General features: G+C 70.9%; 10 protein-coding genes. 3 read left to right on the plus strand and 7 right to left on the minus strand.

Annotated elements, in window-relative coordinates:
- Positions 1 to 79 precede the first annotated feature (79 nt).
- Together B118_RS0115750 and B118_RS0115755 are read left to right on the plus strand one after the other, a co-directional pair.
- Positions 80 to 349, plus strand: coding sequence for a hypothetical protein (locus tag B118_RS0115750; protein WP_018223076.1), 270 nt, complete (start codon positions 80 to 82; stop codon positions 347 to 349).
- Positions 349 to 1,386, plus strand: coding sequence for a hypothetical protein (locus B118_RS0115755; protein ID WP_018828130.1), 1,038 nt, complete (start codon positions 349 to 351; stop codon positions 1,384 to 1,386). Before B118_RS0115750 ends, B118_RS0115755 begins: the two co-directional genes overlap by 1 nt.
- A 222-nt stretch (positions 1,387 to 1,608) precedes the next feature.
- Here the strand turns inward: B118_RS0115755 and B118_RS0115760 are convergent, their stop codons facing one another.
- Together B118_RS0115760 and B118_RS0115765 are read right to left on the minus strand one after the other, a co-directional pair.
- Entirely contained in the window at positions 1,609 to 2,754 is a 1,146-nt protein-coding gene (locus B118_RS0115760) for a site-2 protease family protein (RefSeq protein WP_018223078.1), read from the minus strand.
- A 141-nt stretch (positions 2,755 to 2,895) separates the two neighbouring features.
- Positions 2,896 to 4,308 (minus strand): membrane protein, encoded by a 1,413-nt coding sequence (locus B118_RS0115765; protein WP_028193006.1) that lies wholly within the window; start codon positions 4,306 to 4,308, stop codon positions 2,896 to 2,898.
- Between the two features lie 410 nt (positions 4,309 to 4,718).
- On the opposite strand from B118_RS0115765, the gene B118_RS0115770 reads away from it, so the two are divergent.
- Positions 4,719 to 6,107 carry a right-handed parallel beta-helix repeat-containing protein gene (locus B118_RS0115770; protein WP_028193007.1) on the plus strand — a complete coding sequence of 463 codons (1,389 nt, stop codon included), beginning with the start codon at positions 4,719 to 4,721 and terminating at the stop codon, positions 6,105 to 6,107.
- A gap of 100 nt (positions 6,108 to 6,207) precedes the next feature.
- Here B118_RS0115770 and B118_RS0115775 read toward each other — a convergent pair whose 3' ends face one another.
- The 5 genes from B118_RS0115775 to B118_RS0115795 all read right to left on the minus strand — a co-directional run bounded on the left by B118_RS0115775 (position 6,208) and on the right by B118_RS0115795 (position 11,470).
- Entirely contained in the window at positions 6,208 to 7,194 is a 987-nt protein-coding gene (locus B118_RS0115775; RefSeq protein ID WP_028193008.1) for a zinc-binding dehydrogenase, read from the minus strand.
- A gap of 148 nt (positions 7,195 to 7,342) precedes the next feature.
- Complete coding sequence (serS, locus tag B118_RS0115780) at positions 7,343 to 8,626, minus strand: serine--tRNA ligase (protein WP_018223082.1); 1,284 nt, start codon at positions 8,624 to 8,626, stop codon at positions 7,343 to 7,345.
- A gap of 96 nt (positions 8,627 to 8,722) precedes the next feature.
- Positions 8,723 to 9,892: a saccharopine dehydrogenase family protein gene (locus B118_RS0115785; protein WP_018223083.1), complete on the minus strand. Its 1,170-nt coding sequence runs from the start codon at positions 9,890 to 9,892 to the stop codon at positions 8,723 to 8,725.
- 25 nt (positions 9,893 to 9,917) lie between these two features.
- Positions 9,918 to 11,090, minus strand: a complete 1,173-nt coding sequence (locus tag B118_RS0115790; RefSeq protein WP_028193009.1) for an alcohol dehydrogenase catalytic domain-containing protein — start codon at positions 11,088 to 11,090, stop codon at positions 9,918 to 9,920.
- Positions 11,087 to 11,470 carry an SRPBCC family protein gene (locus B118_RS0115795; protein ID WP_033668099.1) on the minus strand — a complete coding sequence of 128 codons (384 nt, stop codon included), beginning with the start codon at positions 11,468 to 11,470 and terminating at the stop codon, positions 11,087 to 11,089. The genes B118_RS0115790 and B118_RS0115795 overlap by 4 nt, the downstream gene beginning before the upstream one ends.
- Positions 11,471 to 11,798 lie beyond the last annotated feature (328 nt).

Consider the following 11,798-nt stretch of genomic DNA (forward strand, 5'->3'; position numbering starts at 1 on the left):
CCGAGCCCGGCGCGAGCGTCGTCGCTGACGCGACCCGCGCCGTCGGCCCGCCCCACCCACGCTTGGAAGGAGCCAACCGATGGCTGCTCCCACCGTGACCGTCGCCCTGAACGCGGCGGTCTACGCCCCTGGTGATGAGATGATCATGACGGTCACCTACAGCGACGCCGATACCCGGCCGGTGACCGTCACCGTGGTGGTCACCGACGTGCGCGGCCGCAGCAGCGCCCCCGCGCAGGTCACCGCGGTTATCGACCCGCTCACCCTCACCGTCACCGATGACTCCGGCCGGGCCTGGACGAAGCTGTCGGACAACGGCGCGGTGGCCGGCTACCAGGCGGTGGCGTGATGCCCCGGGTCACCGTCACGGCGCGCGACTCCGGCGGGCGCACCGCCACCACCACCGCCGACTACCAGGTCAGCTCGCCCGTCCTGGGCGGCTACTACCTCTCCGGCAACGGAAATCCGGTGGCCGACCTGGCGGGCGGAAACTTTCGATCGTTGACCCAGTACCGCAGCTTCGCCGACGGCTACCTCTTCCCGGGGTGGAACAAGCCCTGGTTGACGGAGCTCGGTAGGGCCGGGATGAAGATCAATATGGTGTTGGAGCTGAAGCACTACGGCGCCCCGTACGCCAGGGAGCAGACGTTCCGGGTCAACGGCCGGACGTACACGGTCCCGGCCCCGGCGATGACCATCCAACAGCGACCGGGGACGACCTGGCCCCGGGCATACGGGTACGACCAGGTGCTCTCCGGCCAGTGCGACGGACTGTTCGCGCGAGCCCTGGCGCAGTATCAGGAGATGGACGTCGGGATGAACCTCCAACTCGCCTCGGAGCTGGACACCGACCACGAGTTCGGCACCACGGAGGCGGGCGGGGCGTACACCTGGGCGGAGTCCGACGCCCGGGCGGTGGCGGCGTTGACATACATCGTCACCTGGTTCAAGGCCCGGGGCCTGCCCGCCGACACCACCTTCTCGGTGGGGGCGGGCGGCTTCGACCGGGCCTGCTATCAGCGGACCCACCCGGAGGCGCTGATGGCGAAGCTCGACTTCCTGCAGTGGAACGTCTACGCCACCAGCGCCACGCACACCGCGCTGGCCCGGTTTTGCCGTACCAAGGACTGGGCGGTCGCCGACCTCGGCCCGATCGCCCTCTCCCGCCCGGTCCTGATCGCGGAGTGGGGGGTCCGGTCGGCGGAGCTTCCCGACCAGGCGGCGTGGATCGGGACCGTGCCGGCCGCCGTCGCCGCGCTCAACGCCGAGGGAGGGCCCCGGATTGTGCGGACGAACTACTTCAACTCCGGCTGGGGTCGACTGGTGCCGAAGGACATCGGCCTGGCCGCACTCAAGCGGGCCTACACCACCCGGCCGTACGTCTGAGGGGCCCGATGCGTCGGCTCGGGGTGAGCCGGCCTGGTGCGGGGTGGCCCGGTCAGCGCCGCCGGCCGGGAGCGCGGCGGCGGCCCGGGGTGCGGCACCGGGGTCGGCGCGGGCGGCGGTGCCGGGGTGGGCTGTGGGCCCGGCGTGGTCGGTGGCGCCGGAACACGGTGGCTGCTCATCGTCGGGGAGTTCCCGGCCCGGTCGGCGGCGAAACCGCACCCGTCAGGAACCTGGTTGCCCGGCCAACTGCTCCCGCATGCTGCCGCGCTGCGCCGCCCGGCTGATGTCGCTGGGCGACACGATCCCGACCAGCCGCCCGTCCTCCACCACGAGCGCCCGCCCGTCGGCGCAGTCGGTGAGCCGGGGAAGGAGCTCGTTGAGTGACTCATTCGGGGCGGCGAGCACCAACTCGTCGGTGCGGCAGGCGACCTCGGCGAGGGTGGTGGTGGACCGGCGATCGGCCGGTACCCGGCGAATCCGGTCGAGGGTGATCAGCCCGACCGGTCGGTCGTCGGCGACCAGCGGCAGCGTCGAATACCGGTAGGCGAAGAGGTAGTGCTCGATGAAGTCGGCCACGCTCATGTCGCCGGCGGCGGTCTGTGGCTCTGGGGTCATCACATCGGCGATCCGGATCCCGCTCAGGGCGCTGCCCATCCGGGCCTGCCGCTCCTCCATCGTCGCGGCGCCGATCAGGAACCAACCGATCAGGATCAGCCACAGGCCGCCGAACCCGCCGCCGGCGAAGAACTGCCAGAACCCCAGGCCGATCAGGAGCGCCCCGAGGACCCAGCCGGCCCGGGCGGCCACCACCGAAGCCTTGGTCCGATCCCCGGTGGCCTTCCAGATCGCTGCCCGCAGCAGTCGCCCGCCGTCCAGCGGGGCGGCGGGCAGCACGTTGAAGACGGCCAGCAGCACGTTGATGCCGGCGAGCCAGGCCAGCGCGCCGAGCCACAGCCCGTCGTACCCGGTCATCGCCACTCCCGCCGCGATGGCGCCGAAGAAGACGCCGATCAGCAGGCTCACCAGCGGTCCGATCCCGGCGATGCGCAGCTCTGCGCCCGGGTTTGGCGCCTCGCCCTTCAGTTCGGCGACACCGCCGAAGAGCCACAACGTGATGCCGCCGACCTCGAGCCCGTTGCGCTTGGCGACGACCGCGTGTGAGACCTCGTGGGCGAGTAGGCCGAGGAAGAAGACCACGGCGGCGGCGAGGCCGGCGAGCAGGTACGCGATCCCCGGCTGGTCCGGGTAGGTGCGGGGGAACTGGTTGGCGGAGAGTGCCCAGGCGATCACCAGGAAGATGACCAGGACACTCCAGTTGACCCCGACTGGTACGCCCACGATCCGGCCGAGCCGGAAGCTTGCCCTCATCTTCCGGTCATACCCCTGGACTCTGTACCCATGCCAGAGGCGAAGGCCACCGGTCGTTGCGAGATCGTACGGCCGGGGTTGGGCCCCGCCGCCTGCCCCGGCGGCGGGGCCCAACCCCCGGTGGCGCGGGCCGGTGGGCGGTCAGCCCGAGCAGCCCGGGACGTTGACGCAGTTGTTGGGCCGGTTCTTGATCACGATTGTGCCGGTGGCGGTGATTAGGTTCACGGTGCCGCCCGCGATGTTGAGGATGCCCCCACCGTCGGTGACGGCGGTGTTCTTGACGATTTTGGTGGAGAAGAGGGTGAGGGTGGAGTTGTCGTTGTTGAAGACGCCGGCGCCGGTGTCGGCCTGATTTCCGGCGACCCGGGTGTTGCGGAGCACGACCGTGGCGGCGAGGTTGCGAATTCCGCCGCCCCGGCCTGTGCTGTTGTTGGTGATCTCGCTGTCCTCGATGGTTGCGGTGTTCCCGCCGAGAACGTTCTGAATTTCGAGGCCGCCGCCGCCATCGCCGGGGGCGCTGTTGCCCGTGAGCGTAACGCGTCGCAGGGTGAGCTGCCCTTCTTCGAATATCCCGCCCCCGGTGTTGGCGGCGGTGTTGTGACTGATGGTGGAGTCGGCAACAACGCTGGTGGCATCGAAGTCGCCGATCCCTCCGCCGGCTAGCGCTGAGTAGTTGTGGGTGATGTCGCTCTGGCTGATGCGCGTGGTCGCACCGTTGATGCTGCCGATTCCCCCGCCGATCGCAAGTCCGGTGGCGGTGTTGTCGGTGATGGTGGAGTGTCCGACGGTGAGCAGGCCCGCCATATTCTGGAGGCCGCCGGCGCTCGCCCGTGCCGTGTTCCCGCTAACCGTGGAATGCTTGACGGTGGTCGTGCCACGGTTGGCCACCCCGCCGCCGTTGTGGCCGATGTTTCTTTTGATCACGCTGTGGTTGATGGCGAGAGTGCTTCCGCTGCTGGTGAGGATTCCGCCACCGTCGTCGAACATTTCCGTCTGGCCGCCGGCGATGGTGACATGGTTGAGGGTGAGGTCGCCGCCGGCCTCGACAGTCAGAATGCGGAACGGGTCGGCGGCGGCGGCGCGTTCGATGATGGTGTGTTTGCCGCCGTTGAGGGTGATCGGGGTGGTGATGGCGGGCAGGCCGGCGCCGTCGAGGTCGGCGGTGAGCAGGTAGGTGCAGTCCTTGGCGAGGTCGAGGGTGGCGCCGCCACGGGCATTGGCGAGGGTGATCGCGGCGATCAGCGCATCCGCGTCGCAGGGGACTGGCGTGCCGCCTCCGGGCTTGCCCTTGCCGGCACGGTCGCGCCGGTCGTCGGTCTTGCCGTGGCCGCGCCGAGCATCAGTCTTGCCGCTGTCGCGCTTGCTGTGGTCGTCGGCGGTGCTCCGGGTGCGCCCGGCGGCGTCGGCGGCTGGGGTGGCGGCGACGACGCCGACGGTGGTGAGGGCGAGGCCGGTCACACCGGCCAGCCCGGCCGCCCACCAGCGCCGACGTGACCTTGGCTGGTCCCCGTTGCGGCGGTCGGCTTCGGGTTCGTGGGTGTCCTGATGGTGCATCGCGGTGTCGTGTCCTTCCCGTCAGCGACGAGAGCCGACCATCGGATGGACCGGGTGGCTCCTCGGCGCCCGAATTGTCGGTGGCAGCCACTCGCACGCTAGCTGCGCGACCGCTAAAAGGGACATGAACCTGAAAAACCCCTCAAAACAGACGGGTTCGTTGGCTCGATGGTGGTCGGTCTCAGGGTTGACTTACGAGCATCTTGTACCGATATGAGGAATTTTGTGGTGAAAGCGGCTCACTATTCGGTTTGGTGGGATTTAACTGCTTGTGCGGCTGGATAGCCGCCCCACCGCTTCACCAGGAGCGCGGACCGACCGACACGAAGGTAGATCACATGCTGGACCAAGCACGCCCAGCGGGAAGGCCCCGTCGGCGGCGCCTCACCCGGACCGCGACGACGCTGGGGGTGGCGACTCTCGCTGGCTTCGCGACCGTGGCCGCCACCGGATCCATGAGCCTCGCCCAGGCGCCAGGAGCGGTTGCCCGAGCCTCCCTCCCCGGGAGCGACGGCGGCAGCGCCCCCGGCAAAGGCGGCCCGGAGCAGCACCGAAGCGGCTCCGCAAACAGTGACCAGGGAGGTGACAAGAGCGCTGCGGGTAACCCGGGTTGGAAGCGGGATGCGCATGGTGACGGGAAGGGCAAGGGCACCCCGGTGCCCTGCGATCCCAACGCGCTGATCGCCGCGATCACCGCGGCGAACCAGGCCGGCGGCGGCACGCTACGCCTGGCCGAGAAGTGCACCTACACCCTCACCGTCAACCAGGACGACAACGGACTACCCCAGGTCTTCCAGCCCATCACGATCCACGGCCAGGGCGCCACCATCATCCGGGCCGCCGCCGCCGACAACTTCCGCATCTTCGAAGTCGTCACCGGCGGCGACCTCACCCTCAAAGACCTCACCGTCGCCGGCGGGCAGGTCGCGGACCTTGACGGCGGCGGCATCACGGCTGGCGAAGGCACCCGCCTGACCCTCGAACGGGTAACCGTCCGCGACAACATCGCCACCGGCGCGAGTAGCGAAGGTGGCGGAATCTACAGTGACCGGAGCAAGGTCACGATCACCAAGAGCACCATCACCCGCAACACTGTTGGCGGCGATGGCGGCGGCTTCTACAACGACAACGCCGTTGTCTCGATCAGCAAGTCGAAGGTGACCCACAACACCGCTGGTGACGAAGGCGGCGGATTGGTCAACGACGACGGAAACGCGACCGTGAGCCACGCCGTGATCAGCGACAATACCGCGGTCGACGGCGGCGGCGTGCACGGCGACGGCGACCTCACCGAGATCGTCCACAGCACCATCGCCCGCAACACCGCCAGCGGCCTCGGCGGCGGCATCTACGACGACGGTGACGAAGCCCTCCTGCTCCAGCACGTCAAGGTCGCCGAGAACACCGCCACCTCCGGCGGAGGGCTCTACCTCGTTGAGGACATCGGCGCCACCATTGAGGACAGCAAGATCGTGTACAACACCGCCACCACCGGCGACGGCGGCGGCATCGCCATCGTCGGCGTGGAAGACGGTGACCCCGTGGTGGCTCTGCGCCGCACCATCATCGCCGGCAACCAGGCCGGGGAAGCCGCGGGCGGGATCTACTTCAGCCCATTCAACGAGACCACCGTCCTCACCCTCACCGACGTCCGCGTCACGGACAACCTCGCCCAGAACGAACCCGGCGGCGTCTACAACGGCGGCGTGATCAACGTCTTCGGCAAGGTCATCATCATCAACAACCGACCCACCAACTGCGTCGGCAGCCCCAACCCCGTACCCACCTGCTTCGGCTGACCGATCCACCACAGCTGACGCCCCCGGCGGTCGCCGGGGGCGTCAGGCGTGGAAGCGGCACCCTTGGGAAGCGGTTCGACACCCGTGGTCCCGCCAGTTCCTAAGAGGCGCGCCCCGACTGGTCGCCGATCAGCAACAGTGACTTGCCGACCGTGGCGCGCATGGCCAGGGCGCGGTGAGCGTCAGCGGCCCGTTCCAGCGGGTAGGTGGCGCCGATCACCGGGTGCATGCGTCCCCGCGTGCTCCGTTCCAGGGCCAAGCCCAACAGCTCGCGTACGGTCTGTCGGTCCGGCGGGCCCTCCAACAGTGGTGTGAATATCCGAATGCCGCGACCGGCGGCCGAATCGGGATCTGGGGTCGCGAAGCCGTCGGCGGTGCCGTAGGTGACGAGCCGTCCGCCGTCGGCGACCGCAGCCAGGGTGGCCGTGCCGGTTGGGCCACCAGCCCCGTCGTAAACCAGCGCGACACCGCCGCCTGTTGCTTCCCGCACCTGATCAATCCAGTCCGGTCGGGTGTAGTCGACGGCGATCTCCGCGCCCAGTCGGCGGGCCAGCGCCAGCTTGGGGTCGGAGGACGCGGCGGCTACCACCCGCGCTCCGGCGTTGACGGCTAGCTGTACCAGCAGTGATCCGGCCCCACCAGCGGCAGCGGAGACCAGTACCCACTCTCTCTTTCGTGGTGTGCCCAGTTGGTCCAGGCGGAGCGCGGTCACGCCGTCGTGCACCAGCGCCGCGGCTGCCTCGATGGCCAGGCCGTCGGGGACCGGCAGGATCTCCTCGACGTGCGCGGCGACTCGTTCGGCGTAGCCGGTGCTGGTCTGTACGACCACCCGCCGGCCAATCCATGCCCGGTCCACCCCGTCGCCGGTCTGCACGACCACGCCTGCTCCGCCGCCACCCGGCACATAGGGCAACGTGCGGGGGAAGAAGTCCTGTCCCCAGCCGCTGCGTAGCAGGGTGTCGAGGAAGATGACATCCGCCGCGGCCAGGGCGACGACAACCTGGCCGGGGTCGGGCGCCGGGTCGGGCAGTTCCGCAGGCGACAGCACCTCTGGACCGCCGAACGCGGTTACCTGTATTGCGCGCATGTGTAAGTGGCACCCCTTTGGGACAGAAAGCATCCCGACCAGGGTTCAACCTGAACCTCGGTTGAGGTCAAGCCCACCGCTGCCGGCTCTGGCCCGACCACGCCGGGGCCTGTGCCCGGCATGGTCGGCGGTGGTGATCCCGGCGGTCTCAGCGCGGGGTGAGGCGGTCGGTACCGAGGCGGTCCCGCAGCACCTCCGGCACCAGGACACTCCCGTCGGACTGCTGGAACTGCTCCAGGATGGCCGGGAAGAGGCGGCTGGTGGCCAGCGCCGAGCCGTTCAGCGTGTGCACGAAGCGGGTCTGCTTGCCGCCCGGCTCGCGGTAGCGGATCGCCGCCCGTCGGGCCTGGTAGTCACCGCCCCAGGAGACCGACGAGACCTCCTTGTATTTTCCGGTGCTCGGCATCCAGACCTCGATGTCGAGGGTCTTGCGCATCGCGGCGCTCGAGTCGCCGGCCGCGAGCAGGCTGCGCTGGTAGTGCAGGCCCAACCGTTCCACCAGGCCCTCGGCGTGGGTGACCATCGCCTCCAGCGCCGCGTCGGCCTGCTCCGGCAGGACGAACTGGAAGACCTCCACCTTGTTGAACTGGTGGCCGCGCACGGTGCCGCGCTCGTCCGAGTGCGAGCCGGCCGCCTCCCGGCGGTAGCACGGGGTGTACGCGAACACCTTCAGCGGCAGCTTCGTGGTGTCCAGGATCTCGTTCTGGTACGCCCCGAGGATCGCCGTCTCGGCGGTCGGCAGCAGGAACTGACCGCGGGGGGCGGACTGCCGGCTCAGGTGGTAGACGTCGTCGTAGAACTTGGGGAACTGCCCGGCGGCGAAGCCGGCGGTCTCCAGCAGCAGGTGCGGCGGGAGCAGGAACTCGTAGCCGGCCGCGATGTTCTGGTCGATCAGCCAGTTGACCAGCGCCCACTCCAGCCGGGCACCCAGGCCGGTGTACATCCAGAAACCGGAGCCGCCGAGCTTCACGCCCCGCTCGTGGTCGACCAGGCCCAACAGCCGGCTCAACTCGACGTGGTCGCGCACCCTCTCGATCGTCGGTGGCTCGCCGAAGGTCCTCACCACCCGGTTGGCCTCCTTGCCGCCGGGCACCACATCCTCGGCGGGCAGGTTCGGCAGCTCGCTCATCCGCGCCCGGAGCTGCTCCTGCACCTCGCCCAGCTCGGTCTCCAGCTCGGCGAGTTGCCGACGACCGGCCTCGGCCACCGTCGGCTCCGGCTCGCGGCCGGCCCGCTTGGCCTCCGCGTACGCCCGGGCTTCCGCCTTGCGGCGCTGCCGCTCGCCGTCGATCTCGGAGATCAGACTGCGCCGCTGCTGGTCAAGCTGCGACAGCTCGTCCAGCGCCTGGCTCACCTCCGCCGGGTCCAGTCGCTTGGCCAGCGCGGACGCCACCGCGTCGCGATCTTTCCGGATCAACTCCATGTCGAGCATGCTGCTCCGTACGCCTCCGTCCGGATGTCAGGTGGACCACCAGATGCTACCGTCGCGGGCCCACCGCCCCCGGCCTGCCCTCAGCGTCGGCTCCGGCTACCGCACGCGGAAGGTGATGCCGGCGCGTTGGAGCCGCTCCAGCAGGGCATCGCCCATCGCGGTGACCGGGGTGACCTGGCCGGTGGTCGGGGGGAGGTCGTCCAGGGCGAGGCAGAGCGCCGACTCGGCGAGCATCTTCGCCGTCTCGTCGTAGCCGGGGTCACCGCCCGCCACCTCGGTGCGTACCTGCTGCCCGCCGCTCTCGGCGAGGAACCGCAGCTGGAACCAGGACCGGGCCCGCCGTTCGGGACTCGGGCCCTGCCCGGGGCTGAGCCGCCCGAATAGCCAGCGCCGGGTCGGCGGCAGCTTCACCAGCACCGTCACGGCGGCGATCCCGGCCGCCCCGGCGAGCAGGGTGGGGAGCCGCCGTATCGCCGCGAAGTGCCGGTAGCGGAAGTCCGGCCCGTACTCCGGGCGGGCGGCTGCCGAGCGACGGACCACCTGGGGGTCGATCGTCGGCAGCGGCGCCACCCACATGCCGAGGTCGGGGGAGCGGGCGATCCGGCCGGCCGCCGCCCGGACCCGTCGGCCCTCCGGTCGCGGCTCGACCGCCCGTCGGGCCGCCGCGGCCCGGCTCGTCTCACCGGTCCGCGAAAACGCGGTCAGGGCAGAGTGGTACGTGCCGCCGGAGAAGCGCCCCCCGGCCCGGAGGAAGCCGTCGACGCGCATCGGCGCGCCCGTCGGGAGCTGCTTGAGCGTGAACCAGACACCCAGGTCGTACGGGATCGAGTCGAAACCGCAGGTGTGCACCAGCCGGGCGCCGGTGCGTACCGCCGTCTCGTGGTGTCGTACGTACATCAGGTCGACGAACTCCGGTTCGCCGGTGATGTCGAGGTAGTCGGTGCCCGCCGCGGCGCAGGCGGCCACCAGCGGCTCGCCGTGGTGGATGTACGGGCCCACGGTGGAGGCGACCACCCGGGCGCGCTCGGCCACCGTCCGCAGTGACGCGGGGTCGGTGACGTCGGCGGTGAGCAACGGCAGCTCAGCCAGCGTTGCGTCGATAACGGCGAGTCGATCCCGGACGGCGGTGAGCTTGTCCGGGTTCCGCCCGGCCAGCGCCCAGCGCAGCCCGGGCGGCGCGTGTTGGGCCAGGTATTCGGCGGTCAGGCTCCCGGTGAAGCCGGTGGCGCCGAACAGGACGAGGTCGTACGTCCGCTCCGGAGGCATCTGCCGAGTCTGCCACCTGAGGCGGCTATCCGGCAGGGGGTAGATCCGGGCTGAAGAGGGCCCGGACGCAGCCGTCCCGTCGGTCTCGGAACAGCGCGTACCCGCGCGCCCCCTCCTCCAGCGGCAGTCGGTGGGTGGCCAGGTGTTCGGTCCGCAACTCGTCGCGGGCCATCCGCTCCAGCAGCGTCGGCACCTGCCCCGCCCCGTGCTGCCGCGCACCCCGCACCCGCAACCCCTTGGCGCCGACCGCGCCCAGCGGAAAGGCGTCCACCTGCCCGGTGAACTCGCCGAGCACGACCACGGTGCCGCCCTTACGGCAGGAGTGCATCGCCTCGTGGACCGCCGGGGGGCGTTCCGCCGCGCCGGTGAGCCGCTCGGCCAGGGAACGCGGCCGTCCGTCCCAGGCCGGTCCGACCGCCTCCACGCAGATGTCCGGCCCCCGCCCGCCGGTTCGTTCGCGCAACTCGGCGGGGATATCCGGGTGCCGCGGGTCGACCGTCTCCGCGTCTGTGTGCCGTCGTGCCATCCGCAGCCGGTCCTCCCGCGGATCCATGATGATCACCCGGTCGGCGCCGAGCAGGCTGGCCGCGCGGGCGGTGAGTTGACCGACCGCCCCGGCACCCCAGACCGCCACCACGGCTCCCGGGTGGACCCCGCCCAGCTCGGCGGCGAGCCAACCGGCGGGGGCGGCGTCCGCGGCGAAGAGCGCCCGTTCGTCGCTGACCTCGTCCGGGATGCCGAACGCGCCGACATCGGCGTACGGGACGCGGACGTACTCGGCGTGCCCACCGGCGAACCCGCCCGCAGCGGTGGGTCGCCCGAAGGCGCCGGGCACGGCTTGGCCGTACGCCAGCTCGCTCGCCTCCGGCACCAGGTTTCCGTTGTCGCAGCACCACGGTGCGCCGGAGCGGCACTGCCAGCAGGAGCCGCAGGCCACAGTAGAGCTGACCACCACCCGGTCGCCGACCCGGTGCCGGTGTACCTGCGGTCCCACCGCGACGACCTCGCCCAGGAACTCGTGCCCGAGCACATCCCCATCGGCCAGGTACGGTGCCCGACCGGCCAGGAGGGGCAGATCCCCGCCGCAGGTGGCGCTCAGGCGTACTCGCACGATCGCGTCGTGGCCGTTGCGCAGTTCCGGATCGGGTACCTGCCGGACCGCGACCCGGCCGGCGCCCGTCCAGCACAGTGCCCTCATCCGGCCAGCCCCCGGTCGATCGGCGAGCGGTCGGCGTTGAGCACCTCCCCGGTCTCGGCGAGCTGCTTGGCCTGTCGCAACGCGGTCCGCACCACCCGGTCGGGATCGTCGCCGGCCACGTGCGCGGCGAGGCCCGGAAGGGCCGCGCCAGGACGGATCCGCGCCGCCAGCTCGGTGCCCCGGCCCGCTGGCGCGGGCCAGACGTCCACCTGGACGGCGTGGCCGAGTCGGCGCAGCGGCTCCGGCCGTCGCCCGCCGGGCAGCACCTCGTTGGGCGGTCGGTTGACCGTCACCACCTCCCAACCACCGGCCGGCGGGGCATCGGGGCGCGGATCAGCCGGGTGAAACCGCCGTCGGGCACCGGCGAGCCTCGCCAGCATCCCGGCAGCGGTCCCGGCCCGTCTCGTGCGGTGTCTCACCCGTGCCTCCCGTCGGTCCGTCCGTTACCGGTCCGTCCGTTACCGGTCCGTCCGTTACCGGTCCGTCCGTTACCGGTCCGTCCGTTACCGGTCCGTCCGTTGCCCATCCCGCCCATCACCCGGCCCGTTTCCCCGTCGGTCCACCACCCGCTTCGTTGCCCGGGGTTTCCTTCTCGCCGGACGCCACTCTTCCCAGCGTCGGCTCGGCCTGGGTGAACCGGGTTCCCCCGGAAGGGGTGAATCGGCACCGGCCGGGTAACCCCGGATCTGGGGAGAACGTGTCCGATGG

It is taken from the genome of Salinispora pacifica CNR114, assembly GCF_000514775.1.
Taxonomy (GTDB): Bacteria; Actinomycetota; Actinomycetes; order Mycobacteriales; family Micromonosporaceae; genus Micromonospora; species Micromonospora pacifica.

What these genes read in the sequence shown, in the direction of transcription:
- B118_RS0115785 (WP_018223083.1), bottom strand. Translation starts at nt 9,892, where the DNA reads ATGCCTCCGGAGCGGACGTACGACCTCGTCCTGTTCGGCGCCACCGGC.
- B118_RS0115760 (WP_018223078.1), bottom strand. Translation starts at nt 2,754, where the DNA reads ATGAGGGCAAGCTTCCGGCTCGGCCGGATCGTGGGCGTACCAGTCGGG.
- B118_RS0115765 (WP_028193006.1), bottom strand. Translation starts at nt 4,308, where the DNA reads ATGCACCATCAGGACACCCACGAACCCGAAGCCGACCGCCGCAACGGG.
- B118_RS0115775 (WP_028193008.1), bottom strand. Translation starts at nt 7,194, where the DNA reads ATGCGCGCAATACAGGTAACCGCGTTCGGCGGTCCAGAGGTGCTGTCG.
- B118_RS0115790 (WP_028193009.1), bottom strand. Translation starts at nt 11,090, where the DNA reads ATGAGGGCACTGTGCTGGACGGGCGCCGGCCGGGTCGCGGTCCGGCAG.
- serS (WP_018223082.1), bottom strand. Translation starts at nt 8,626, where the DNA reads ATGCTCGACATGGAGTTGATCCGGAAAGATCGCGACGCGGTGGCGTCC.
- B118_RS0115795 (WP_033668099.1), bottom strand. Translation starts at nt 11,470, where the DNA reads ATGCTGGCGAGGCTCGCCGGTGCCCGACGGCGGTTTCACCCGGCTGAT.
- B118_RS0115755 (WP_018828130.1), top strand. Translation starts at nt 349, where the DNA reads ATGCCCCGGGTCACCGTCACGGCGCGCGACTCCGGCGGGCGCACCGCC.
- B118_RS0115750 (WP_018223076.1), top strand. Translation starts at nt 80, where the DNA reads ATGGCTGCTCCCACCGTGACCGTCGCCCTGAACGCGGCGGTCTACGCC.